The sequence below is a fragment of the Marinimicrobium sp. genome (assembly GCF_002695945.1).
Lineage (GTDB): Bacteria > Pseudomonadota > Gammaproteobacteria > Pseudomonadales > Cellvibrionaceae > Marinimicrobium > Marinimicrobium koreense.
Genome location: NZ_NZQP01000012.1, coordinates 64,456 through 89,746, shown reverse-complemented (window position 1 = coordinate 89,746; position 25,291 = coordinate 64,456). Strand labels below are relative to the sequence as shown.

Here is a 25,291-nt window from a genome sequence, read left to right as displayed (position 1 = left end):
TCAGTCATCCACCGGGCGATAGTGTTCACACCAGGCGGCAAACTGCCGACTCGGTAAGGCGGGCGTAAAGAAAAATCCCTGCACCTGATCGCAGCCCATCGATCGGAGCAGCCGGTACTGCTCCGCATTTTCCACCCCCTCGGCGGTAACCACCAGATCGAGGGCATGCCCCATATCCACCAGGCTGGCCATCAGTTTGCGGGAGCGTTCCTGGCTCTCCAAAGGTTGAACAAACGCCCGATCAATCTTGATCCCGGTGATCGGTAGGTGCTGCAGGTACTCAAACGAGGCAAAGCCGGTACCAAAATCATCGATACTGACGGAAAATCCCATGGCCCTGAGCCGCTCAATAGCAACTCGAGCCGCCTCCAGATTCTGAATCAGAGCGCTTTCGGTCACCTCGACTTCAATGTGCGCCGGCGCCACCCCCAGGCGACGGACCTGCTGTTCGAGGAAAGTCGGCATACGCTCATCCATCAGGTTCCGGGCGGAAAAATTGATGCTGACCGGGTGGGACTGCCAGGACACAAATTCACAGGCCGCCCGGCTGACAAATTCGGTCACCGGCCCAATCAGGGTCGTATTCTCCACTTTGGGCATAAACTGGCCGGGGGGAATCAATTGCCGCTCGCTGTCACGCCAGCGGATCAGCGCTTCACTGCCCACCAGCGCACCGTCACGCAGGCGTACCTTGGGCTGATAGTGCAGCTCGAATTCACCGCGCTCCAGTCCGCGCCGGACGTTGGAAATCAGGGTAATATGGGACAGCTTTTTCTTGGACAAATCGGAATGATAAGGGCAGTAGCTCACGCCTTTGCGAATGGCCGAGAAGAGCGCAATGCGCGCTTCACTGATCAGCTCATCCGTCGCCGAGCCCAGCCCCGATTTGAAGGCGCTGCCCAGGACCAGCTGCACCCGGACCGGTACCGATTGAACGACCAGGTTGTCTTCCCCGGCTTCGATGATGCGCCGGGCCATTGCTTCGAGCAACACCTCATCGGCCCCGGGCAACAGCACAATAAGTTCAGAAACACTGAACCGGTACACACTGGAATCACCGCCAACGAGGTGGCGCAGACGCTCGCCCACGAGCCCCGCCAGCTCATCCGACGCATCCGCCCCCATGGCCTCCAGCACGTCGGTAATATCGGTCAGGCGAACAATGATCAGCCCAACCGGTGCCTCTCGCCTCCCCTCACTGTTCTTCCAGGCATGAAGATCCTGATCGAGGGCCGCCTGATTGGGCAGACCCGAGCGAGGGTCGGTGCGCACCAGCGCCTCCCGTTCGCGATAGGCGCCCCGCAGGCTTTGAAACAGGCCGCCGGCGACGCCGCCCAGCAAAAGGTACAGCCCCATGCGCAGCAGCCAGTTGACCGGCTCCTGCATCACCGCCTGTTCCACATTCAGCGGCATCATCGCCATCAGCGTACTGGCCAGCAGCGCCGAGAGGAGTCCGCCGGCCAGGCCGTACCAGGCCGAAGCAAACAAAACGGGAATCAACATCAGGTAGGGATAAGCGTACGCCGTACCGCCGGTCTGATAGACCGTCAAGGTCCCGAGCGCCAGCAGCGCCAGAATGAAAAGAAGACAGTATAAATGACCTATGTCCTGAGGACCGGCCAGAATATTGACCGTCGCCAGATGGCGACGCTTCCGTAAATCCTCTGCTATATCCATTCTCTCCCCTCCCGAGCCCGCCCCCAAGCGGGAGCCGGATGAACATCCAATACAAGCTTAGAACAAAAGAAAAGCGTTGTGAGAGTTCTGGCCGCACAAAAGCCGAACGAATGGGCCATTCAAGGAAGAGTGTGGCATCTACTATTCAGATATACAAATAGGGAGAGAAGTCCCGGTCAGTTACTCCTCTTCATCCACCGGGGCCAGGTCGTGTCTTGCCAGGTGTGCTTCAAAGCGGCGTATCAAGGTGCGCAGACTGACCCCGAACACCCGACACAAGTCCAGCAGTTGAATCAGGTCGAGGCGACGAACACCCCGCTCCACATCACTTATGAAAGACTGAGGTCGACCCAATGCCTGTGAACATTGTGTCTGTGTCAAGCCAGCCTCAGAGCGCAGTTCTTTGAGCACTTCCAGCAACACTTTTGTTTCCGTTCTGTACAGCGATTTGGACATGGTTTCCTACCAAACTCGTGAGCAAGACTGCAATTTATCGTCACAGAGCTGATATCTGATTAATAGATACAAATCAGATGAAACTTTTAGCCATTCAAAACCCGACTACTGTTAACTGTAGCAGTTATAACGGAAAGCAGACGTCAAAATATTGTCAGAAAACGGCGGCTCGACGGGTCAGCGGACCCACAGAAAAGGGTCCAGATGGAACAACTGTTTTAACTCACGGTACACCAGGGGATAGGCGTAATACAAAGTCTCCGGACGCACGAAAAATGTTTCGCAGATCACCGAGAAAAACTCTTCCGGATTGGTTGCGGCGTATGAATCAATCATTTGCGCCGATTCAGAATTCGACTGACTCACATCATCGAAGGCCGCGGACATGATGTCGGCCCATCGCTGAACACTCTGGGGATCGCGCAACGGTGGCGTACCGTCCATCACGCCGTCGTAACCATCCAACTGATGGGCGTATTCGTGAATCACCAGGCAGTGGCTGTCTTCGCCGCGCAGGTCCTGTTCGATGTCCGCCCAGGAGAGCACCACCTTGCCCTGCTCCCAGGACTCCCCCAGCAACTCCTGACGCTCATAGGCGACCAATCCCAACTCATCGACCACCTCACCCTCGCGCACGAACGCCTCGGGATACAGCAACACCACCGGAAAGCCGGACCACTGCATGCAACCTTCACCGGCATTCATCAACGCCGCCTGAGCGAGAGTCAGCACGCGCATGGGCTCGGTCACGGTAAGGCCATTACAGCCGTAAAAACGGGTATGGGCGAGCATCACCTGCAACTGGCGATGCAGGTTGAGGCGCACCGGCTCGGGAAGGTAGGGGTACAACCACCAGCGGTCCTGCAGCCACTGCTGCCAACTGGCCGGCAGGGGTTGCTCGGCCAGTGCACGGCTGTGTCGATAGCGACGAATCGGGGCGTACACCAGCGCCGCCACCAGAACCCCGGTGAGTAAAAACAGCCAGAACAGTGCCACCACACGCCTCCCGATCAGTACTGGGAAGCATTGTACACGGATTGGCTCAGATCACTTTCGAATAGCGAATCTGGTTGCCAGTATCCAGGTATTGATCGAAGACCATGCACACGCGACGAATCAAAAGCCGCCCCTTGTTCAGCACGGTAATACCGGCCGGGGTAACCTCGATCAATCCGTCTTCCACCATGGGCGCCAACTGGGCCAGCTCATCCCGAAAATACTGATTGGGGTTGATGCCAAAGCGTTCGTAGAGTTGGCCAAAGCTGAGCTTGAAGTGACAGATCAACTGGTTGATCACCGCGCGGCGCAAATGATCTTCGGGCTGCAGGCGCACGCCTTTGATCAACGCGGGGCGCCCTTCATCGATGCGCGTCTGATACTCCTCCACTTTCTTGGCATTCTGGATGTAGGTGCTACCGTAATAACTGATCGCCGACACGCCAAAGGCGATCAGATCACACTCGGCGTGAGTCGAGTAACCCTGAAAGTTGCGTTGCAGTCGGCCTTCCTGCTGCGCCTTGACCAGGCTGTCGTCCGGCTTGGCGAAGTGATCCATGCCAATATACACATAACCCGCCGACTGCAGACGCTCAATGGCTTCGTGCAGAATGGCGAGTTTGTCCTGAGGCGAAGGCAGGTCCGATTCGTGAATCAGACGCTGGCTTTTGAACAGGTGCGGCAAGTGGGCATAGTTGAACAGGGACAACCGATCCGGGCCCAGGTCAATCACCTGATCCAGGGTTTCTTTTACACTGGCACGGGTCTGCAGCGGCAGGCCGTAAATCAGATCCATGCTGATGGACTGGTAGCCCTGATCCCGCGCCACATCCACCAGCTCGCGTACCTGCTCGACGCTGTTATAACGGTTGACCGCGCGCTGCACCTCGGGATTGAAGTCCTGCACCCCCATGCTGACCCGGTTGAACCCCAACTGACGCATGTGAACCAGCTTACCCACCGACATACGCCCCGGGTGTACCTCCACGGAGTACTCCCCTTCGTCGTTATCCAGCAGTTGAAAGTGCCGACGGGTCGCATCCATCAGCCAGGTCATCTCGTCTTCACTGATGTAGGTAGGTGTGCCACCGCCCCAGTGCAACTGGCTCACCGGGCGATCGGTATCGAACACCTCGGCCTGCAGGGCCATCTCCCGATCCACGCGCTCCAGGTAGGGCATGGCCCGGCTGCGCTTGTGGGTCACGATTTTGTTGCAGGCGCAGTAAAAGCAGAGGGTGTCGCAGAAGGGAATATGAAAATACAGGGATAGCGGCTTGCCGCTGCGGTTGCTGCGCGCCACGGCCTCGAGCCATTGTTGACGGGAGAAGTCGTCCCGGAACTGGGGCGCGGTGGGGTAGGAGGTGTAGCGCGGTCCGCTCAGGTCGTAGCGGTCGATGACGGACTGATCCCAGGCGAGAGGCTCTTGGTATAAGGACATGGTGTGGCTCGGTTTGTTGACGTGGGCGTTAGTCTAGGGCGATGGGAATAGGGCGGCGTTGACTTCGGTCAAGCCAGTGTCATTACGTCACCTCCGGCTACGGCGGATGCGGCCTTTGGCCTTATCCGCCCTACGCGAACCACGGCAGGCTGTGTAGGGCGGATAAGGGCGAAGCCCGCATCCGCCGTAACCCAACACACAACCCCGCCGCTCCCATACCCCCAATCTACTGCCCAAGGACCGGCCAAACCATACCGCTCTTGGGGTATACCATTGGTTCATTGGTGGATAAGGTCCGAAAGGCCGTCATCCACCATCACGCTTTATAACTGCGCCAAGGCCCAATCAAACACACACTGATCCTCGGCATCCACCTGTCCCTGCATCTGCTTGAGGCTGTCCATCAAGGCCTCCACATTGGGCCGGTGCAGATTCACATGCCCCACCTTGCGCCCGGGGCGAATTTCCTTCGCGTACCAATGCACATGGGCGCCGGTCACCCCGAGCCACTCGGTGCGCCAATCCCGCCCGAGCAGGTTGTACATCATGGTCACACCGTAAACTTCCGGAGTGATCAGCGGCAAACCCGCCACGGCCCGCAGATGCAGCTCAAACTGGCTGATATCCGCCCCGGCCTGGGTCCAGTGGCCGGAGTTGTGTACCCGGGGCGCCAGTTCGTTGACCAGCAGATGCCCCTCTTCCACAAAGCACTCCATGGCCATCACACCGACATAGCCCTGATCATCCATAATACGACCGAGCCATTCCTCGGCCAGTTGCTGCTGCTCGGCGGGTACATCCAGATTGCCCACGCTCGCCCGCAATATGCCGCTCTCGTGCCAATTACGGGTGAGCGGATAGAAAACCTTCTCGCCGGCACGATTGCGCGCGCCCACCAGAGAAACCTCGTGGCTGAAGGGAATCATCGCCTCGGCGATACACTCATTGGCCCACTCGGCCAGCACCGGCTCGCCCGGCTGCCAGCGCCATTGGCCACGACCGTCGTAGCCTCCGCGGCGACGCTTGATCACCGCCGGGCGGCCCAGTTCATCGAGCTGTGCGACCATGCCCGCCTCGTCCCCCAGGGACACCCAGGGGGCGGTGGGCACATTGAGTCGATCCAGCAGGCTTTTCTGCCGCTCCCGGTCGATCACCGAGTGCAGTGCCGTGGCGTTGAGAAAATTCGGGTGGTCTTTCAGTTGCACACCGCGCGGAGAGTCCGGCCAATGCTCCAGCTCGACAGTAATCACATCGCTGTCGCGCAGCTCCAGCCGGTCATCACTGGTGGGATTGACCGGCATCACCTCGATCTGCATGGGCGCGGCGGCCTGCTGCAGCATCTGGCCCAACTGGCCGTTACCGGCCACGATAATACGCGGAACACTCATGAGGCTTATTCGCTCCTCGGATCGGGATTGTCCAGTACGGTCTGCGACTGCTGCTGGCGCCAGGCGGCGATGCGTCCGGCCAGCTCGGCATCGTCGGTCGCCAGAATCTGGGCCGCCATCAGGCCGGCATTGAAGGCACCGGCACCGCCGATGGCCAGGGTACCCACCGCAACGCCTCGGGGCATCTGCACAATGGACAGCAGGCTGTCCTGACCATTGAGCGCCTTACTCTGCACCGGCACACCCAGCACCGGCAGAATGGTCTTGGCGGCGATCATGCCCGGCAGATGGGCGGCGCCGCCGGCACCGGCCACAATCACCTTGTAGCCCTGGTCCGCCGCGGTTTCGGCAAACTGGAACATTTTGTCCGGCGTGCGGTGGGCCGACACCACTTCGGCGTGGTATGCCACCCCCAGAGTATCCAGAATCTGGGCCGCTTCGGCCATGGTGGGCCAGTCGGACTTTGAGCCCATCACAATGGCCACTTTCGTTGCCGTTACCGCTTTGTCTGCCATAGCGCTCTCCAATAAACGCCGCCGGACGGTGGTCAAGCCACCCCCGGCGAGGGGTCCCGGCACAGACCGGGAAATGGAAAAAGGGCGGGATTATAGCAAGGGATCCCCGAAATTGCCTGTTTTTCCGCCCAACGGGGCGCCTATTTAGGCAATGTGTTATCGTCCTCGTGTCATGCCATTTTGAGGAGTTCGCGATGGACGACAGAGACAGCCTGCTGCAGGCGCTGGACGACACCCACCATCGGATGCACGAATTGGTGGAGGCCCTGGGCAATGACCGCCTTCAGGTGCCCTACCACCCCGGCGTCAATCCGCCGCTGTGGGAGTTCGGTCACTGCGCCTTCTTTTACGAAGTCTTTGTGCGCAAGGCGCTGGACGGAGTGGCCTCTTACGACCCCTCAATGGACGAAATCTGGGACTCCTTCCACCTGGACCACGAAGACCGCTGGCGGGCCGACCTGTTTCCCGGCAAGGCGGACACCCTGCGCTACGTGGACGCCATTCACCAGGCCATACGTCAACGTATCCTGGAGCAGCCCCTCACGGATCAGGCCCACTACCTGACCAAATACGCCATCTTCCACCAGAATATGCATCTGGAGTCGATGATCTGGTGCCGTCAGACCGAGGGTTACCCGGTGCCACCGGGCAGCCGCCCCGAACCGACCGCGAGCGCTGATCCCGCCGCTCTGGGCGATGCGGACATCCCTGCCGGGCGCTACACCATCGGTATGCCGGCCCATTCCCCGGAGTACGCCCGGCGCGACTTTGCCTTCGATAATGAAAAGCCCGGCTTTGAAGTGCACGTCCCGGCCTTTCGTATTGCCCGAACCCTGGTCAGCAACGGCGACTTCCGACGTTTTGTCGAGGACGGAGGCTACCAGCGGCCCGAGCTCTGGACCCAGGGCGGGCGCAAATGGCTGACTACCGAACAGGACCTGAATTTCGGCAGCGGCGAGCCCCAGCGTGGCACCCCAGCCCACCCCTATTATTGGCGCAAGACTGAAAACGGCTGGGAAGAGCGGCATTTCGACCAGTGGCGCCCCCTCCATGACGACTACCCGGTCAAACATGTGACCTACTGGGAGGCCGAAGCCTACTGCCGCTGGGCGGGCCGCCGTCTGCCCAGCGAAGTCGAATGGGAAGTGGCCGCCCTGGGCAACCGTCCCGGCGAGCCGCATCGGCGCTACCCCTGGGGGGATACGCTGGATTCAAGCCGGGTGGATATGGACGGTACCGGTCTGGCCAGCCAGCCAGTCACCGCCTTGCCCGAAGGCGACAGCCCCTTCGGCTGCCGGCAGATGCTGGGCACCCTCTGGGAGTGGACCAGCGACCAGTTTTTCCCCTATGACGGCTTTGCCATCGATATGTACCCTTTCATGTCCACTCTGCAGTTTGGCGACCACAAGGTCACCAAAGGCGGCTCCTGCGGCACCTCATCGCGGTTGATCCGAGGCAGCTACCGCCAGGCCTACCTGCCCAATCGACACGATGTGTTTGTGGGCTTTCGCACCTGCGCCCTCGACAACTAATCCATAACCGACCAGAGCCCATGACCGACAAGAACCCCTACGAAACCGACGAACTGCTCGGCCAATACCTGGATTTCCACTACGGCCCCAGTCACTTTGACGTGCCCAACTACCCGAAGGCCTGTATCGAGCAGGCCCTGGCCCACCACACCGGCACAACCGGGCGGGCCCTTGACCTGGGTTGCGCCGTGGGCCGCAGCAGCTTTGAACTGGCCCGTCGGTTCGACGAAGTCATCGGCATCGACCTGTCACGACGCTTTATCGACAGCGCCACCCGATTGGCCGAGCAGGGCCAGATTCAATATCAGGTCACCCTCGAGGGCGAGCTTATCGAACGCCGAACGGCGGATCTCGCGGCGCTGGAACTGAGCAACACCGCCGGGCGCACCCGCTTTCAGGTCGGCGATGCCTGTGCACTGGATGACACTCTGGGCCGCTTCGATCTGATCTTCGCCGGCAACCTGATCGACCGGCTGCCCGATCCCGCTGCGTTTCTCGCCCAGTTGCCTGCACTGGTCCGCCCCGGCGGCCTGCTGATGATCACCTCCCCCTACACCCTGCTCCCGGAGTTCACCCCCCGGGAACGCTGGATCGGCGGGTTCGAGAGTAACGGGCAACCGGTGCCCATGCTCGACGGCCTGCGCCACCACCTGGAACCGGACTTTGTGCTGCAGGAACCCACCCGGGATATCCCCTTTGTGATCCGGGAAACTGCCCGCAAGTACCAACACACGGTGGCCGAAGTGAGCCTGTGGAGAAGAGCTTGAGTGCTCTCAGTCGACCGATACACCTGCCCCTAAATTCACGTTTGAGAGGCAACTACTAAGGATTTCTCAGTCGTTCGCCAACAGGGGCGAGTCAGGTCTGGTACCGGATCAAAAAGAGCCACCGTTCCAGGCGGTGACCCTGACTACCGCGCTTGCTGTCGGATTACGCCTGCGGCTGATCCGACCTACGGGAAGTCTCGCAGCGAGCGCCAAGTAGGTCGGATTAGCGAAGCGTAATCCGACACCCGCACCGTAGATGAGCGAACACTCAGCATAGTGTATGCTGGAAGTCTTTGACCCCGTTGCAGCGAACCGAGGCCCGCTCATGCATCAACCCGAACAGCCCATCCTGCGCGATATCGTGTTAATTGGCGGTGGCCACAGTCATGTGGGGGTACTCAAACGCTTCGCCATGAAACCCGAGCCCGGGGTGCGGCTGACGGTGATCTGCCGGGATACGCACACGCCCTACTCCGGCATGCTGCCCGGCTATATTGCCGGACACTACAGCTACGATGAAGTGCACATTGATCTGCGCCGACTGGCGGAGTTTGCCGGCGCGCGGTTTTTCAGTGATGAAGCGGTCAATATTGATCGGGCCAATCAGAAAGTCATCTGCCGCGGTCGGCCGCCGGTGCCCTACGATCTGCTCTCCATCAATATCGGCTCCACCCCTCAGGTCAGCCGGGTGCCCGGCGCGGAGCAGCACGCGGTACCGGTCAAACCCATCTATCAGTTCAATGACCGCTGGCAGCAATTGCTCGACCGGGTGATCCATCATTCCGGCACCACCCGGGTGGCTGTGGTGGGCGGTGGCGCGGGCGGCGTGGAGCTGGTGCTTGCCATGCAATATCGCCTGACCCGGGAGCTTCAGGCCATGGGGCGCAACCCTGAAGAACTGGTATTCGACCTTTACACCCGCGATGAAAAAATTCTGCCCACTCACAACCAGAAGGTGCGCAATCACTTTCATCAGGCCCTGGCAATGGGCGAGATCAACCTCTACACCAACGCCGAAGTGACCGCCGTGGACGCCGGGCGACTGCACACCGAAGACGGATACTGGCACGAAGCGGACGAGGTGGTCTGGGTAACCAGTGCCGGCGGAGCCGCCTGGCTGAAGGAGACCGGCCTGGAGCTGGATGACAACGGCTTTATTCAGGTGCGCGATACGCTGCAGACCATGAACGACCCGGCCATTTTTGCCGCCGGGGATATCGCCACTCAGGTAAATCATCCCCGCGAGAAAGCCGGCGTATTTGCCGTGCGTCAGGGGCGCCCACTGGCGGATAACCTGCGCCAGGCCGTGCTGGGTCAACCACTCAAACCCTATCGTCCCCAGAAAAAATGGCTGGCTCTGATCAGCACCGGCAACCAGCACGCAGTCGCGTCCCGCGGCGGTTTTTACGCGGCGGGCGATTGGGTATGGCGCTGGAAGGATTCGATTGACCGGCGCTTCATGGCCAAATTTAACGAACTGCCGCCGATGGACGAACAGGCCATGGCACCGACCAAGCCGAGCCGCGTACCACTGGAAAAAGACGAACAGGACCAGGCCATCTCCGCCATCGCCATGCGCTGCGGCGGCTGCGGAGCCAAGGTGGGGGCGACGGTCCTGTCCCGCGCCCTCTCCACCCTCAAGCCCGTGGAGCGGGACGAAGTGCTGGTGGGCCTGCACGCGCCCGACGATGCCGCCGTGGTGAAAATTCCCGCCGGCAAAGCGGCGGTCCACACCATCGATTTTTTCCGCGCCTTTATTGACGACCCCTATGTGTTCGGCAAAATTGCCGCCAATCACGCCCTGGGGGATGTGTTCGCCATGGGCGCCGAAGCCCAGACCGCCACCGCCGTGGCCACGGTGCCTCAAGGGCTGGAATCGAAAGTGGAAGACACGGTGTACCAGATGATGACTGGCGCGCTGGAGGTGTTGAACGATGCCAACTGTACCTTGGTGGGCGGTCACACCGGCGAGGGCAAAGAGCTGGCGCTGGGTTTTGCGGTCAACGGACTGATTGATGAAAACGACACGGCGCTGACCAAGGGCGGCCTTCAGCCCGGCCAGGTGCTGTTGCTCACCAAACCCATCGGTACCGGCACCCTGTTCGCCGCCCTGCCGCAACTGAAAATCAAAGGCCGCTGGATCGACGCGGCGCTCGCCAGCATGTGCGTTTCCAACCGACTGGCGGCGCAATGCCTGCGCGAGTATGGCTCAACGGCCTGCACCGATCTGACCGGTTTCGGCCTGCTCGGCCACCTGGTGGAAATGACCCGCGCCTCAGGCGTGGATGCCGAACTGAAGTTGGAGGTACTGCCGCTGCTGGAAGGCGCCGAAGAGACCATCGCCGCTGGCGTACTCAGCTCCCTGCAACCGGCCAACGTCCGCCTGCGCCGCGCCATCAAGGATCAGGACCAGTGGGTCGACCACCCCCGTTACCCACTGCTCTTTGATCCCCAGACCGCCGGCGGCCTGCTCGCCTCTGTGCCTGCCGACCAGGCCGACGCCTGTGTGGCGGCGCTACATTCTCTGGGCTACCCTCACACCCGGATCATCGGCCGGATTCTGCCCGAAGGCGATGCGCTGGAGCCGATTCATTTGCGGTAGTCGCCGACGCGGCACGAATCGTAGGGTGGCATAAGGCCGAAGGCCGTCATCCACCGTTACCCTAAGGGTCAAAACTTGACCTCTCAACGGGTTCAAGGCTGCCCTGATCGATAACACAGCCCCCGCATCTTGGTTTTAACAGAAGCCTACGCGGGGGTTCTTATTTTCAGGCTCCTCTAGCTCAACAGCACCGACAGTGCGCCCGTGGTCATCAGAACGATGGCGATAGCCGCCGGCGTGATCACCAGAGCCGGAAAGATAGAGTAATACCCTACCGTATTCACCACATCCAAGGTCGTTTGCATCATTCAACTGTTCCAACGAGTTCCATTAAATCCGCGTCGATAAACCAGGCGCCACTGGCCTCGACTCTCGTCTTGGTGCGGGTTTTGAGCATAGTGTCGCAATACCTCTGGGCTGGATTTGGCGGACGATGAGATCCGACCCAGTGCTCGAACGCACCAAACAGTGTGACAACGGTGTCCTGATGCGGATGGGATTGAGATTTTCGTAAAGCGATAATAGCAGCCCCGGATTTTTATACCTAAAAGGTATAAGAACACATTTGATTATGGCTTTTAACGCAAGTATAGTTATTAACAGGTCGGAAACGACCGGTTGATCCTTTACCCAAGGTTTTGGATCGTGGCAGCGCCTCAGTCGCCGATAAGACTGGGGCTTTTCTTTTTCTAGCCCCCCTGTTTTTTCGCCCCGACTTTGGTCTCCACCAAAAAACTTGTCCGTTTGATTTGCTCCATGTAGCTCCGGTCTGCCGGGAATGCCGTGACGAACTGGTGTGGTTTGCCTTTTTCTTTGGGGTCGTCGAATACCACTACATAGCGCTCTTCCACCACAACCAATGTCCGCCTTTTCGCCTGCCGTCCCCGGTCGGTTTTTCTGGTTTGGGCGTATCTCTGAATAGTTCCGGCGCTGAGTTTCAGAACTTCTCTAATCCACAGGATTCGCCTAAGGCGCTTGCGAGACCATCCGTTATCGTGGATGCCTGAACTGGTACGGTGGTTCTTTGCCTCTGAAAACGCGTGATTAAACGCTCTTTCCGAGAACTGATAGCGACAACCTGTCCAGTCTGTGAAGACCCGCCGTTCACCGTTTTCGTCCCAAACGTAGGTCTCGTGATAGACCTGTCGATACTTGGCAATGAGTTCTTTTTCCGTATCCGCTTTCAGACGAAGCTGTGGCCACAGTGACTCGCACATCAGACACGGCCCTGCCAGTCAAAGATGTTGAACTTCTTCTCGCCTCTAGGTGTGCCTCCGGCCAGTGAAGTACGTCCCAACCCTGCCTCAAGTCTACGCAAGAAAGCGATTTTGGCTTTACTGGCACCTTCCACTTTATCCCTCTCATTCCATGCGTAGCCCACGGCACCAATCAGCAAGTCAGCCAATTGCACCATGGGCTGGTTGTCAGACCATACCGGTTCGAGGCTGAGAACATGTGCGCGGCCTGACAATTTGCGAGTAAGAACGGTTTTCAGGTCCTGAAACCGGTTGCTGGCGGCGTTCTGCTGCCAGTCGAGGTACAAGCGGTACTCGTGGGATGGTTCTAGCCAGTGCACGAGCATTTGATAGTAGAGCTTGTAAAAGCCCAACTCAGGGCTGCCTTCGTTATACCGCTCATGGTCGAGATTGTGTCGGTCAACCACGATGCAGCGAAAGTTCAGAAACGGCGTATCCAGAAAAATATCCAGAAGGTCATCGTAGAACCGGGCGCGATTTGGCGAGAGACGTTTCCAGCCAAGCTCTCCATGAGCATTGTGTAAGGCTTGAAGGCTGTGTATCCGGTGTACCAGCGCTTTTTTCTCGTCCCGAGGGCATTGTAGAGCACCTATGACAGCGTAGCGGTCTCCCTTGTCCGACGTATGGCGGCTTTCATCACAGTAAATGTTGAAAACGGTCATGTCTGCAAGGCTCCTTAGAAAATGGCTGTAGCTCGCTGGCAATAAATGGTCATTGAACCTCAACGCCCGCCGGTGCAGCTTTAAGTTTTATGCCTGACTGCATGCTTGTACCGACCCCATCACGCCTGAAATCGAACATGTTCATCTGGAACGTATTAATTGTCACTTGGTCGTTCCCACTTGAGTGAGCAATCAAACGTTCGTGTCGCTTGTCATACGGTGCCATGGCATAGGAACCGCCATATTCGCCCGTGTTAACCAGCACAACGTGTTGATACATGTGGTAGTGCAATGCTTCAACCATAGAGTCAAAGGTGTTCACGTCTCGGTTAAGGGCAGGAATTAGTAAGGCATGGGATTTGTCTCGAAGGTCTGCACTCAGAGCTATGTCTGTAGAATCAAAACAGATCGCTGCGGTTACAGTGAAACCGTTTTGTTTTGGGAAGGCCGGGTGAGCAAGTTCCAGCATTAACTGGTAAGGGCGCCAGGGCTGAATTTTTAGCTTCTTCTCGGGAGCCGTCATGTGGTGTTTACCCTGAAACCGATGGATTTCGTTGCGATTGCCGTTATGTTTTCTCGGCACGATCCACACCGCACAGTTATTTGGCCCCTTAACACCAGGCTGCTCTACAAAGCCAAGCCCTGCGACCACAATTGCGTGAGTTTTGCGGGATAAATGAATCAGAATATCCATGTCGTCCTGATGCACTGCTAGCTCTGGTAGCACGATCAGATCGATGTCTTGTTCACGCCCACCGTTCTTTGGCTTTTCGAGGTGCTGTGCCTCAATGTGCTTGGTAACCAATTTAGCCACACGGGCTAAATGGCACCTGTGCTTCGCCCGGTAATCACTGTCATTAAGGTATAGACCGTGGTCAGCAAAGTCCTGCTGTTGTGGCATTTTTGTTTGAACCATGGCAACAGTCAGGCTTTTCTTATCCGGTTTCCAGTTTGGTGAAACCAGCTCAGGGAGGCTTGGCATGCCAGATTGCCGGCAGTAGAGAAGTTTTAATTTAGCTAGGCGTTCATTAACGATTTTACTGACACTCTCACAGGTGAACTCCGTCGGCCATGAGTAACCTTGGTCATTTACACGGATGCCTGGCCATTTGAGCAGCTTGGATAGCAGGGTTGTTAACCATCCCGAGAACTGAGCAGCCTCCCCCGCAAGTGACTCCGGCGTTGTCAGTAAGCCAATCTGCCTTTTGAACTGGGTTGTTTTGAGGCCACGGTACCCAGTCTTTGCGGTAAGGCTAGGCCCGAAGCCTGTGGGGTCTCCTGAGCCGGATAACGCTGCACGCAGACATAGCGCAATGCGTTGAAGAAGGAATGTCTCGTTGCGCTCGGAATGTAGATGGCTGGCGGCTTCAGAAAGAACCTTGTTGAACTTCAGCTTCACCAGAAGCTCAGAATCAAATACAGAGAAGGCGGGCGGTGCCGAGAAGTGCCCAAACTTCACTTGGGTTTTGGCCAGGTCGATTACTTCATCTGGTTCTGCTGTTTCAAAGGCTTCACTAACATTTAACAGAGCCTGCATAAGCTTTAACGCCATTATTTCGTTTCCGAAGGGATTGTCTGGCCGCGAAACAAGCTTGTATAGCGAGATGTAGGAAGTGATTTGTTCCAGCTTTCTGACTGAAGGCCTGGTGTTGATGTAAAGCTTTTCTATCAAAGCCTGGACTTCATCGGAGTTTAACCAGTTGTACTTCAATGCCCGGGCATGGAGTATCAGTGCTCTGAAGAGTGTTGCATCTTGAATCGCAATCAGCGCCAGTACCTCAGGGGCATTTCGTCTACGCTCCAGAAGGCCTGAACTTGCGCGAAGGAGTGGCTTGGCATTCTCCACTAACTGTCTGGCAACGATTATTCCTGTCGCGATATCGCGTTTAGAGGCCGTCTCGGGAAGAGTGATATTCCGGAATCCATTAGCGAGCTTGAAAACAAAGTCATGGAACCAACAGCCCGAACTGCTCTCCAGTGTTGTATCCATTCTCACCAGAAGCAAGAAACGAGCCTGAGCGGCTAGAAAGTTGAATGGGATCGGTTTGGGCTTAGTTTCTGTTGCAGAAGGTAGATTCTGGATGGAGTTGGTTATGTTTTCCATAGCCACATCTTCTATGGCTTGGGTCTGTAGCAGCTCAAAAAATTGATCTACGTCGGCATGCGCCGGCATAGCCTGTCTGTCTTTGCGATGAATGATGGTTGCCGCATGTCGATAGATCTCGGCGAGACAATACTGCCCAATAGCGGCTTGGACGGTAGCTTGCTTCTCTTGAGTACCAAACGGGTCGCCGTAGGGTAAGGATCTTAAGTAGTTGAGTTGATCCAGCACTGGTTCAAGTAGTTTGGTACTGGGAAATAGCTCGAGCCCCTTTTTGAGCAATAGCACCACGGCTGGGTCGCGACTCCAGCAGGCGACGAACCGCCGAGCGAGGCGTTCTTGCAGGTAGTCCCAGTCTCCAGGAACTGGCCTGCCATTTTCGTCCGTTTGGCGCGATGAAAAATGACGGAAATTGTTTAATAGCCTTGAAATCTTGTTAGCGGCAAAACGTTTAAGTGTATCTTCGCGGACATCAAACATGTCCTTCTCAATTGCCGCAAGTCGATTGAAGTATCCTGCCCCGTCTGATTGATCTGCTTCGTTGGCTTTGGACAGAGCGAGCAGTGACTCCAATTGACCAAGATGAATTTCAGCGTCGTCATACGATACTGGGCCAGAGACGTTCTTCTGTATATCTTCCAAGGTCTTAGATATTCCCACAGACTTTCCTCTGAAGGCTTCGATCTTGGTTTTCTTGGGGTTTGCTTCGAGACTTAACTCACGCAGGGCTGGGTTACCAACATCAAATAATGAGTCAGTTATAATGTCTAAGTGGCTTTCAGTCTGGGGCTGAGGCGCCTCCAAAAGGCGTTCCTCCAAGCCCTGTCGATTAGGACCGACGAGAACAAAACGCATATCATCGACATAGCGACAGTAATCAACCAGCTTGATACCATACCTATCATTGATTACTTGTCCTATGAGACCCTTCATCAGGCCATCAAAATCGGACATGTAAATATTGGCGAGGAAGCCCGATGCTACCAATCCCTGGGGTAGTCCGAGAGGCGCCACAGGAATTGCATCAGATGAAAACTTTTGTTTGAAAGTTTCATCCGCTGCCTCTGACCAGTTCCAGCTCCTGAAAGCCTCGAGAACATTTTTTACAAACACCATTTCATGTTCGTCTGTTATTCCTTGCTCACGAGCCATCTCCACAATTCTCTTTACCAGCGATGGTCGATCGATCCGGTCGAAGAATTGAGCAAGGTCGATCTCTAAAAGGTAAACCTCTTCCTCATCAGACTTTTCTTCTAGCTCCTTTCTAGCGAAGTAATACGGACGCTCAAGGAACTTCCGGTAGTCCGTAAAATACTTGCTGTAGATAGTCGTCGCGCCGTAATTGTGATCGGCTTTTCCGTCCTCATACTGGCAATAAAGGCGATTACCGTAACTAACGATTTCTTTGGCATGAACCTCTTCATATTCAGTCGAAGGGTCTCCTTGCATGGTTTCGACTTCGTTGGAGAGACACATCATAACCAGCGTCATGATGGTCTGCTCACGAATACCGATATGCGCAAGTGGTCTTAACTTAAGCGGGCCTTCGTCCTGGTCATCACTTCCTGGTTTAGATTCCGGCCGCCAAAGCAACTTATATTCAGCTACTTGCATTGGATCATCGGGCTTCTCAAACTTCCAAGGATGAGATTTAGGTGCCGGAACCAGCTCTAGCGGAGTAAAAGTGAGTCCGTCTTGTAGTTCTTTTGTCCATTCACTGCAGCGATTTGCCAAGTCAATTGAAGATGTGTCGAGTTCGAAGTTATCTGCATACCAGTTGGTTGTGCGGATATACTCATGCGCTTTTTTCCATGCGAGCGCCATGAGGAGCGGATCTGAAAGGTAGTCATCATGCAGCGCAAGCGTGTCGTACTTTTTATCCAAAACTGGCATTGTATTGTCCTTAACTGAGTGCTTGTTGGACGATAGTTTCCGCTAATTGGCAGCGGGTTCCGCGGGCCCGATTCAGGCGTTCTTTGAGCTGGTCGCAGAGGGCCATGAGCTCATCGACTTTTTGGACGATTCGGTGTTGCTCCTTTAGAGGAGGAATGGCGACAGGAATTTCTTTGAGCTTTGAGGCCTTGATACCAGTGGCAGTCATGCCAGTTGCATTCTCAACTAGCTTTTCCTGGAACGGGGATGCCATTATCTGTATGAGCATGAATCGAGATATATCAAGAATATGCCATTGAAAGCATATGGCGCGCTGGGCTAAGGCAAACTCTTCATTCAAGTCTACTATTGCGGCGTTCCCCAACGGTGCCTCTGGCGTAAACAGCAGGTCTCCTTTTCGAGGAAATCCGCGTGTCATCCACTCGGTATAGTCCTCTTCGGAGATAAACTCTTCGGGCTCTAAGTCAATGTAGCCTTGGCGGATATTTTTCGCGGTAATAAGGCGCTTTCCATGGCTAGTCTTTATGGGGGTTTTCCCCCGGTAATCGATGAATTTGGCAATATTACCCAGCTTAATCCATTCCCATGTATCGGGTAAACTCAAGTATTTTTCATCCGGTGACACGTCGTTACCGGCTTTTGTCCTCATGCCTTCATTACTAGCCAGATGGTCTCGAGCCTTTAGCATTTTTGAAACAAAGGTACTGCCAGGCTCATCCCCCGCATCCTGCTCCACCAACCGCCCCATCACCGCCAGCTGCAGGATGGTTTGCTTGAGCTTGTCGATGCTCTGCTCGGTGGTGAACAGGGTGTCAAAGTGGGCGGCGAGGCGGGTCCAGTTGTCGGCCAGTTCGGTGGCGTTTTCGGACTGCGTCAATGTGCCGAGCAGGGTGTCCACGAGGGTTTCGTGGGCTTCGAGCTGGTCATTGGTTTGCTGTTCCAGCCGGTCGCAGAGGGCCATAAGTTCATCGACTTTTTGGACGATGCGGTGTTGTTCTTTTAGTGGCGGAACCGGAACTATGAGTTCCTCCATCTTGGATTTCGTCATGTGAATCATGGCGATACCGCTGCCTGAGGATTTTATCTCCTCAGTAACAGCCTTCAGGTACAGATAAAGAAACCGTTTGTCGATGGCCGCCTCATCGAATAGATCCAGTTTCCAGATATGGTAGTGGTAGATAGCGCGCCCACCATCCCAGATGAATGGACCGAAAGAAGCAGACCAAGCATAAATCAAATCGCCGCTATCAATGTATTTGTCATCTTCTAGCTCTAAGTCAGAGTAGTACCAATCGTTTGATGTGAAAAGGTTGCCTACTCGCAGCAGAGGGGTTCCCGATGAGAGCATTTCGTGCTTCTTGTAGGCCCTGCCATTTATAACGCGCACCACATCATCAAGGCGGCTCCAGACCCACCCCTGGGGTAGACTAAAAGAGGTGTCGTCATTGGTGATAGAGGCATGCTTTCGAACCTTCTTGAGCTTGCCTAGCTCGACAGAAACGGCTTTAGCCTTCAGGCATTGCTCCAGCAACTTTTGAGCGGGCTCATCACTTGTATCTTGATCAACCAGAGAGCCCCTTACAGCCAACTCCAAAATCAACTCCCGAAGCCTCTTAACCCCCGTCAGCTCAATCTTGCCGTTGTTCCCACGGCCACTGGCTGATTTCTTGGTTACTGCCCCAGTCCATAAATCCAGATGCTCTGTTATCAGTTCCTGCGCACTCACGCCGCACCTCCGTTGGCGTTATGGCTGAGGGCATCGGCCAGGATATCCCGCAACTGGTCACGGATTTCCTGGATTTCCGCCTGCTGCTGCTCGTATTGGGCCAACAGCTCGTCCGGGTCGTGGCTGACCTGTTCGCCCACGTGGGGGTTCTTGATATCCAGGTTGTAGTTGCGGGCCTTGATGTCGTCGATGGAGACCTTCCAGGCCTGTTCGGTTTCCACGCGGCTGGCGAAGCCGTCGGCCTCGGTGCCCCACCAGTCGATTTCGGTCTGGAACTCCGAGAACTTCATGGGCTTGGTTTTGCTGTAGCTCTTGTAGCCTTCCGGGTAGGGGTGCTCGTAGTACCAGACGTTTTCGGTGGGCTGACCCTTGGTGAAAAACAGTAGGTTGGTCTTGATGCCGGTGTAGGGGTTAAACACGCCGTTGGGCAGGCGCACGATGGTGTGCAGGTTGCACTCTTCCAGCAGTTTTTCTTTCAACCGGGTTTTCATGCCCTCGCCGAACAGGAAACCGTCCGGCAGTACCACGGCGGCGCGGCCGCCGTCTTTTAGCAGGTGGATAAACAAGGTCATAAACAGGTCGGCGGTTTCCCGGGTGCGAAAGGCGCTGGGAAAATTGGTCTCGATGCCGTCCTCCTCCATGCCGCCGAAAGGCGGGTTGGCGACGATGATGTTGACCCGCTCTTTGGGGCCCCAGTCGCGCAGCGGGCGAGCCAGGGTGTTGTCGTGCTTGATCTGGTCCGGCACTTCGATGCCATGCAGAATCATGTTGGTGGTGGCCAGCAGGTGCGGCAGGGGCTTTTTCTCTACCCCGTGAATGCTGCGCTGCAGCGTCTGTTCGTCCTGCGGGGTTTTGACGTAGTGCTTACGCTTGTGGTCGATAGTGCAGGTGAGGAAGCCGCCGGTGCCGCAGGCCGGGTCCATGACTTTCTCGTCCAGCTTGGGGTCCACCCGGTTGACCATAAACTCGGTGACGGCGCGTGGGGTGTAGAACTCCCCGGCGTTGCCGGCGCTCTGCAGGTCCTTGAGGATCTGTTCGTACATATCCCCGAGTTCGTGGCGCTCGGCGGATTTATTGAAGTTGATGCCCTCCTGCAGCTTGTTGATGACCTGGCGCATCAACTGGCCGGACTTCATGTAGTTGTAGGCATCCTCAAAGACGTTGCGGATCACAATGGCCCGGTAATCGTCGCCGCGCGGCTGAAGGCTTTGCAGGCCGGGGAACAAGGCGTTGTCCACAAATTGCTTGAGCTCTTCGCCGGTCATGCCCTCGGGGTCGGCCGCCCAGCTGCGCCAGCGCAGGTCTTCGGGGATGGGGGACTGATAGTTGTCCTGCAGCAGCTCCCACTCCTGTTCGCGGTCATCGAAGATTTTCAGAAAGAGCATCCAGACGAGCTGGCCAATGCGCTGGGCGTCGCCGTCGACGCCCACGTCTTTGCGCATGATGTCCTGTATTGACTTGATGGTGGTACTGATGGCCATTCAGAGTCCTATTGGGTGTTCATTACTGTAGGGAGAAGAGCGCATTGGGGCGCTCAGGGTATGTTCTGGTAGAGGGCGTCTTCCAGGTCCCGGACGGCCCGGGTGTAGCCGGGCTTGCCGCCGAAGCCGTCGATCAGCTCCACAGGCGCTCCGATCTGACTGAAAGGCGCCAGGGTGAGGATTTTAACATCCTCGATGGGTTCGATCCCGGCGTCGGTGTACTTGTCCAGCAGTGCGTCCAACACCTGGCGGCTGACGCCCTGATACTGCTGGAAGTAGTCGTTCTTGCGCACCTGCTCGGCCCGCTCTTTGCGGGACAGGGGCGGCTGGTCGTAGACGATGTGGCAGATAACGTCGAATGGGTCCGGTTCGGCCCCGAGCTTTTTACGCAGCTCGCGGGTCAGGTCTTCCCAGATAACGCCCTGCTCGGCCAGCTCATCAATGATCACCTGCTTGCGCTCAGCCTGATTCCAGCGGCGCAGAAAGTCGTCCAGGGAGGCGTATTGGGCCTTGACCTGTTTGCGGGTGAAGTCCCGCAGGCTTTCGGTAATGAGCTTGCCATCCGGGCCCAGGTACTGAACGCGCTCGGCGAGCACTTTGACCTCCACATCGCCGACCACGTATTTCACCCGCTTGGTGGGTTCGTCCGGGTCTTCTATCCAGGCGCCACGGCTGTCGTCGGACTGCCAGGTTTCGTCCGGCTCCACCTCATAACCCGCCGGATCCTCAGCAATGGGACCGTCGTCGCGCTCGTCCTCCGGCACCACCGGGTCATCCCCTCGGGGTTGGTACACCTGTACCGGGTCGCCGTCGAAGTTGGGGTCGGCAAACAGTTCGGTGGCTTTTTTGAAGTCCAGGATGGTGAACCAGTGTTTGTTGTAGTCGTCATTGATGCGGGTGCCGCGACCGATGATCTGTTTGAACTCGGTCATGGACTGAATGCGCTGATCCAGCACGATCAGTTTACAGGTCTGGGCATCGACGCCGGTGGTCATCAGCTTGCTGGTGGTGGCGATCACCGGGTAGCGGCTTTCCGGGTCGATAAAGTTGTCCAGCTCGGCTTTGCCTTCGGCCTCATCCCCGGTGATGCGCATGATGTATTTGCGGTTTTCCCGCACCCGCAGGGGGTTTAGGTTGACCAGGGCCTGGCGCATCCGCTCGGCGTGGTCGATGTCTTCACAGAAGACAATGGTTTTCTGGTAGGGGTCGGTCTGCTCCAGAAATTCGGTGACCTTGCGGGCCACCAGCTCTGTACGCTTTTTGAGCACCAGTTGGCGGTCGAAGTCTTTCTGGTTGTAGATGCGGTCTTCGATCAGCTCGCCCTGCTCATCCACCTGCCCCTTGGAGGGGCGCCAGCCTTGCAGGTCACGGTCCAGGTCTATCCGCACCACTTTGTAGGGGGCGAGAAAGCCGTCTTCTATGCCCTGCTTGAGGGAGTAGGTGTACACCGGCTCGCCAAAGTAGTCGATGTTGGAGACTTCTTTGGTTTCTTTCGGGGTGGCAGTCAGGCCGATGTGGGTGGCGCTGGAGAAGTAGTCCAGAATGGCGCGCCAGGCGGAGTCTTCCGAAGCGCTGCCCCGGTGGCACTCGTCAATCACCACCAGATCAAAGAAGTCCGGTGAGAACTGCTTGTAGATGTTCTTCTCATCGTCGTTGCCGGTGACCGCCTGATAGAGAGACAGGTATATCTCGTAGGAGGGGTCCACCGTGCGATTGCTGACCTTGGTCATGGCCTGACCGAAGGGCTTGAAGTCATTGTTCTTGGTCTGGTCCACCAGGATATTGCGATCGGCCAGAAACAGAATGCGTTTTTTCTGGCGGGACTTCCACAGCCGCCAGATGATCTGGAAGGCGGTGAAGGTTTTGCCGGTGCCGGTCGCCATGACCAGAAGCACCCGGTCCTGGCCCTTGGCGACTGCCTCTACGGTGCGGTTGATGGCGTTGGTCTGGTAGTAGCGCGGGGTGCGGCCGGAGCCGTCGTCGTAGTAGGGCTGCTCGACCGTCTGTTGGGCATGCCCATCCAAACCTTTCCACTGACAGTACCAGTGCCAGAGGGTGTCCGGGCCGGGGAATTGATCCAGGGAAAGGGTTTGCTCGGTGGCGCCGCTCAGGCCGGTGCGGTCGTGAAACAGGAAACCGTCGCCATTGCTGGAGAACATAAAGGGCACATCCAGCGCCTCGCCATAGGCCTGGGCCTGCTGCATGCCATCGCCCAGGCTGTGCTTGTTGTCTTTGGCTTCAATTACTGCCAGGGGCTGGTTCTTCTGATGAAAAAGCACGTAGTCGGCGCGGCGCCGGCTTCCACGGGTATGTAAGCGCCCACGGACTATGATCCGGCCGTTGGTGAAGGACAGCTCTTCGCGGACTTGAGATTGGATATCCCACCCGGCGTTTTGGATGGCCGGGGTGATGTATTTGGTGCAGATATCGCGCTCGGACAATACCTTTTTGTTCATGGGCTCATTCCCGCAAGTTCAGGCGACGTGGTGACTGTACCTTAAAGTTGTGTGGAGTTCACGGGAGGTGGGTTATTACGGCGAATGCGCGGTCCGGGGCGTTGGGTTACGGCGGATGCGGCCTTCGGCCTTATGCCGCCCTACGCAGGTGTTGTGGCATACGCAGGGTTGTGGCGGATGCGGCCTTTGACCTTATGCCGCCCTACGCGGGTGTTGTGGCATGCGTCGGGCCGATCCACCGTTAGGCACGAGGTTACTTGCCGTCGAGGCCTTCCAGCAAACCCGCCATATCATCGGCGTGCTCTTCTTCCTGGGCGAGGATGTCTTCAATGATGCGGCGGGAGGTGGGGTCCTGGTCGCCCAGGTAGGCGGCGATTTCCCGGTAGCTGTCGATGGCGATGCGTTCGGCCACCAGGTCTTCCACCACCATTTCGCGCAGGGTGTCGCCTTCCACAAATTCCGCATGTGAGCGGGTCTGCAGCCCTTCCGGGGAAAAGTTCGGTTTGCCGCCCAGTTGCACGATGCGCTCGGCGAGCCAGTCGGCGTGCTGCTCTTCCTGCTGGGCGTGTTCCAGGAACTCCTGGGCCGCCACTTCGGCGCTGATGCCCTCGGCGCGATAGTAGTGGCTCTTGTAGCGCAGGGTGCAGACAATCTCGGTGGCCAGGGCCTCGTTGAGAATCTTTATCACATTATCCCGATTGGCCTTGTAGCCCTCGGTGACAGCCCCCTGCTCAATGTGCTTCCGGGCGCGTTCGCGCAGGGTTTTAACATCGGTCAGAAACGGTTGATCGGTCATAACTACCTCTCTTTCAGAATGGATAGGTTCAGCATAGCAGCTCGGTCAAGCCGGCGTTTCCGAACCACCTACCCTCCTTACGACAACTCTGACCCGGCAGACGTGCCCTGATCGCCGGGGCGCGCAAATCCGTAACCATGGTCTACACTGTAACGATAACAAGCAGCACCGGTAGTACCGTGGTTTCCGGACCTGTCCTCAGCGATACCCCTGCCGCGACTGGCGCTCCCCGCGCTGAGCGGTAGACCAACGAAGGAGATGCAAGGTGATCAAACGCATAGTGGTCGGCATTGTCGGCCTAATCATCCTGGGTTTTATTGTTCTGTTATTGCTCGCGTGGGAGGGCGGTATCGAGCGCCAGTCGCCGCCCTCGGCGGATAGCTTCTCGCAGGAGCAGATTGACCGGGGCCAGGTCATGGCGGGCATCGGCAACTGCCAGAGCTGTCACACCACCGACCCCGATCAGCCCTACGCGGGCGGTCTTGCCTTCGAGACCGAGTTCGGCACCCTGTATTCCACCAATATCACGCCCGACCCGGATACCGGGATCGGCCAGTGGTCCCAGGAGGCGTTCAACCGGGCCATGCGTGAAGGGGTCTCCCGGGACGGCTCGCACCTGTTCCCCGCCTTTCCCTATACCCACTTTGCCAATGTCAGCGACGGGGATCTGGAAGACCTATACGCCTACATGATGACCCGCGAGGCCATCAACGCGGAGCCGCCGGAAAACACCCTGCGCTTCCCGTTCAGCATTCGCATGCTGCAGGCGGGCTGGAAGCTGCTGTACTTTGATGGCGCCACNCTNGAAGAGGATGCCAGCCGNGGAGANTACCTGGCCGAAGGCCTGGGGCACTGCTCNGCCTGCCATACNCCNCGCAATTCGGTTGGCGCNGAGGCCGACGGGCAAGACTACGANGGGGCCNTGGTCAACGGCTGGTTCGCGCCGGCGCTNAGNGACAACCACAGNACNCCGGTCGGCTGGACCGAAGACGAGCTGTTCCTGTANCTGCGCAACGGCGTATCCATCTACCACGGTGTCGCCGCCGGCTCCATGGCCGATGTGGTGCATCAGGGGCTGGTTGAGGCCAGCGATGACGANATTCGGGCNCTGGCCCGCTANTTCCATACNGTTGCCGGTGGCAGCNACGCGGCCCAGGCGGGCANCCAGGCCGCCCGGGCGATTCGCACCGCCCAGGANCGCAGCGCCGGCACCCTGAGCCGGGGGGAGGAACTGTTCACCTACGGCTGCGCCAGTTGCCACTACAACAATCCGGATGAGCCCAGCATCATGCGCCCGGACATGAGCCTGAACAGCGCCGTGACCGCCGATGANCCNACCAACCTGATCCGCTTCACGNTGGANGGCATTTCCGACGAGGCCGGNATTCAGGGCGTCGTGATGCCNGGNTACGCGGACTGGAGCAATGGCGATCTGGTGGCCNTGTTCNNNTTCCTGCGNNANACCCACACCGATCGCCCCGCNTGGGACAANCTCGAACAACGTATTCAANNGCTGCGCGATAACGCCGGCAACGGGAAGGAGTAACAG

18 protein-coding genes are annotated in these 25,291 nt (G+C 57.4%); 4 read left to right on the top strand and 14 right to left on the bottom strand.

Annotation, left to right across the window (positions count from 1 at the left end; translation table 11 throughout):
* From CMG77_RS01315 to purE, 6 genes are all read right to left on the bottom strand, one after another.
* Positions 1–1,677, bottom strand: a complete 1,677-nt coding sequence (locus CMG77_RS01315) for a putative bifunctional diguanylate cyclase/phosphodiesterase (protein ID WP_286807318.1) — start codon at positions 1,675–1,677, stop codon at positions 1–3.
* 180 nt (positions 1,678–1,857) lie between these two features.
* On the bottom strand, positions 1,858–2,133 hold the full coding sequence (locus CMG77_RS01310; protein ID WP_286807317.1) for a helix-turn-helix domain-containing protein: 276 nt from the start codon (positions 2,131–2,133) through the stop codon (positions 1,858–1,860).
* A gap of 177 nt (positions 2,134–2,310) precedes the next feature.
* Positions 2,311–3,129: a M90 family metallopeptidase gene (locus CMG77_RS01305; protein WP_286807316.1), complete on the bottom strand. Its 819-nt coding sequence runs from the start codon at positions 3,127–3,129 to the stop codon at positions 2,311–2,313.
* A 46-nt stretch (positions 3,130–3,175) separates the two neighbouring features.
* A complete protein-coding gene (hemN, locus tag CMG77_RS01300; RefSeq protein WP_123638208.1) occupies positions 3,176–4,567 on the bottom strand; it encodes an oxygen-independent coproporphyrinogen III oxidase in 1,392 nt (463 codons plus the stop codon).
* A gap of 323 nt (positions 4,568–4,890) precedes the next feature.
* The gene (gene purK / locus CMG77_RS01295; protein WP_286903477.1) at positions 4,891–5,955 is read right to left on the bottom strand and encodes a 5-(carboxyamino)imidazole ribonucleotide synthase; all 1,065 of its coding nucleotides are present in this window, start codon (positions 5,953–5,955) and stop codon (positions 4,891–4,893) included.
* A gap of 5 nt (positions 5,956–5,960) precedes the next feature.
* On the bottom strand, positions 5,961–6,470 hold the full coding sequence (gene purE / locus CMG77_RS01290; RefSeq protein WP_123638210.1) for a 5-(carboxyamino)imidazole ribonucleotide mutase: 510 nt from the start codon (positions 6,468–6,470) through the stop codon (positions 5,961–5,963).
* Between the two features lie 194 nt (positions 6,471–6,664).
* Between purE and senA the strand changes: the two genes are divergently transcribed.
* The 3 genes from senA (at position 6,665) to selD (ending at position 11,371) form a co-directional block, all read left to right on the top strand.
* Entirely contained in the window at positions 6,665–8,002 is a 1,338-nt protein-coding gene (gene senA / locus CMG77_RS01285) for a selenoneine synthase SenA (protein ID WP_286807313.1), read from the top strand.
* Between the two features lie 20 nt (positions 8,003–8,022).
* Positions 8,023–8,769 carry a putative 4-mercaptohistidine N1-methyltransferase gene (locus CMG77_RS01280; RefSeq protein WP_286807312.1) on the top strand — a complete coding sequence of 249 codons (747 nt, stop codon included), beginning with the start codon at positions 8,023–8,025 and terminating at the stop codon, positions 8,767–8,769.
* A gap of 325 nt (positions 8,770–9,094) precedes the next feature.
* Positions 9,095–11,371: a selenide, water dikinase SelD gene (gene selD, locus CMG77_RS01275; protein WP_286807311.1), complete on the top strand. Its 2,277-nt coding sequence runs from the start codon at positions 9,095–9,097 to the stop codon at positions 11,369–11,371.
* A 176-nt stretch (positions 11,372–11,547) separates the two neighbouring features.
* Here selD and CMG77_RS01270 read toward each other — a convergent pair whose 3' ends face one another.
* The 8 genes from CMG77_RS01270 to CMG77_RS01235 all read right to left on the bottom strand — a co-directional run bounded on the left by CMG77_RS01270 (position 11,548) and on the right by CMG77_RS01235 (position 23,742).
* A complete protein-coding gene (locus tag CMG77_RS01270) occupies positions 11,548–11,679 on the bottom strand; it encodes a hypothetical protein (RefSeq protein ID WP_286875468.1) in 132 nt (43 codons plus the stop codon).
* Positions 11,680–12,060: 381 nt separating this feature from the next.
* Positions 12,061–12,588: a hypothetical protein gene (locus tag CMG77_RS01265; RefSeq protein ID WP_286807310.1), complete on the bottom strand. Its 528-nt coding sequence runs from the start codon at positions 12,586–12,588 to the stop codon at positions 12,061–12,063.
* Positions 12,588–13,289 carry a DUF3800 domain-containing protein gene (locus CMG77_RS01260; RefSeq protein ID WP_286807309.1) on the bottom strand — a complete coding sequence of 234 codons (702 nt, stop codon included), beginning with the start codon at positions 13,287–13,289 and terminating at the stop codon, positions 12,588–12,590. Before CMG77_RS01260 ends, CMG77_RS01265 begins: the two co-directional genes overlap by 1 nt.
* A 49-nt stretch (positions 13,290–13,338) precedes the next feature.
* Positions 13,339–17,283 (bottom strand): RNA-directed DNA polymerase, encoded by a 3,945-nt coding sequence (locus tag CMG77_RS01255; RefSeq protein WP_286807307.1) that lies wholly within the window; start codon positions 17,281–17,283, stop codon positions 13,339–13,341.
* 10 nt (positions 17,284–17,293) lie between these two features.
* Positions 17,294–19,009 (bottom strand): restriction endonuclease subunit S, encoded by a 1,716-nt coding sequence (locus CMG77_RS01250; RefSeq protein WP_286807306.1) that lies wholly within the window; start codon positions 19,007–19,009, stop codon positions 17,294–17,296.
* Complete coding sequence (locus CMG77_RS01245) at positions 19,006–20,490, bottom strand: type I restriction-modification system subunit M (RefSeq protein WP_286807305.1); 1,485 nt, start codon at positions 20,488–20,490, stop codon at positions 19,006–19,008. The genes CMG77_RS01250 and CMG77_RS01245 overlap by 4 nt, the downstream gene beginning before the upstream one ends.
* A 53-nt stretch (positions 20,491–20,543) precedes the next feature.
* Complete coding sequence (gene hsdR / locus CMG77_RS01240) at positions 20,544–22,946, bottom strand: EcoAI/FtnUII family type I restriction enzme subunit R (protein WP_286807304.1); 2,403 nt, start codon at positions 22,944–22,946, stop codon at positions 20,544–20,546.
* A 253-nt stretch (positions 22,947–23,199) separates the two neighbouring features.
* Positions 23,200–23,742 carry a ferritin-like domain-containing protein gene (locus tag CMG77_RS01235; RefSeq protein ID WP_286903476.1) on the bottom strand — a complete coding sequence of 181 codons (543 nt, stop codon included), beginning with the start codon at positions 23,740–23,742 and terminating at the stop codon, positions 23,200–23,202.
* A gap of 415 nt (positions 23,743–24,157) precedes the next feature.
* On the opposite strand from CMG77_RS01235, the gene CMG77_RS01230 reads away from it, so the two are divergent.
* Entirely contained in the window at positions 24,158–25,288 is a 1,131-nt protein-coding gene (locus CMG77_RS01230) for a c-type cytochrome (RefSeq protein WP_502691723.1), read from the top strand.
* Positions 25,289–25,291: the final 3 nt, after the last annotated feature.

What these genes read in the sequence shown, in the direction of transcription:
- CMG77_RS01315 (WP_286807318.1), bottom strand. Translation starts at nt 1,677, where the DNA reads ATGGATATAGCAGAGGATTTACGGAAGCGTCGCCATCTGGCGACGGTC.
- CMG77_RS01310 (WP_286807317.1), bottom strand. Translation starts at nt 2,133, where the DNA reads ATGTCCAAATCGCTGTACAGAACGGAAACAAAAGTGTTGCTGGAAGTG.
- hemN (WP_123638208.1), bottom strand. Translation starts at nt 4,567, where the DNA reads ATGTCCTTATACCAAGAGCCTCTCGCCTGGGATCAGTCCGTCATCGAC.
- purK (WP_286903477.1), bottom strand. Translation starts at nt 5,955, where the DNA reads ATGAGTGTTCCGCGTATTATCGTGGCCGGTAACGGCCAGTTGGGCCAG.
- purE (WP_123638210.1), bottom strand. Translation starts at nt 6,470, where the DNA reads ATGGCAGACAAAGCGGTAACGGCAACGAAAGTGGCCATTGTGATGGGC.
- senA (WP_286807313.1), top strand. Translation starts at nt 6,665, where the DNA reads ATGGACGACAGAGACAGCCTGCTGCAGGCGCTGGACGACACCCACCAT.
- CMG77_RS01280 (WP_286807312.1), top strand. Translation starts at nt 8,023, where the DNA reads ATGACCGACAAGAACCCCTACGAAACCGACGAACTGCTCGGCCAATAC.
- selD (WP_286807311.1), top strand. Translation starts at nt 9,095, where the DNA reads ATGCATCAACCCGAACAGCCCATCCTGCGCGATATCGTGTTAATTGGC.
- CMG77_RS01270 (WP_286875468.1), bottom strand. Translation starts at nt 11,679, where the DNA reads ATGATGCAAACGACCTTGGATGTGGTGAATACGGTAGGGTATTACTCT.
- CMG77_RS01265 (WP_286807310.1), bottom strand. Translation starts at nt 12,588, where the DNA reads ATGTGCGAGTCACTGTGGCCACAGCTTCGTCTGAAAGCGGATACGGAA.
- CMG77_RS01260 (WP_286807309.1), bottom strand. Translation starts at nt 13,289, where the DNA reads ATGACCGTTTTCAACATTTACTGTGATGAAAGCCGCCATACGTCGGAC.
- CMG77_RS01255 (WP_286807307.1), bottom strand. Translation starts at nt 17,283, where the DNA reads ATGCCAGTTTTGGATAAAAAGTACGACACGCTTGCGCTGCATGATGAC.
- CMG77_RS01245 (WP_286807305.1), bottom strand. Translation starts at nt 20,490, where the DNA reads ATGGCCATCAGTACCACCATCAAGTCAATACAGGACATCATGCGCAAA.
- hsdR (WP_286807304.1), bottom strand. Translation starts at nt 22,946, where the DNA reads ATGAACAAAAAGGTATTGTCCGAGCGCGATATCTGCACCAAATACATC.
- CMG77_RS01235 (WP_286903476.1), bottom strand. Translation starts at nt 23,742, where the DNA reads ATGACCGATCAACCGTTTCTGACCGATGTTAAAACCCTGCGCGAACGC.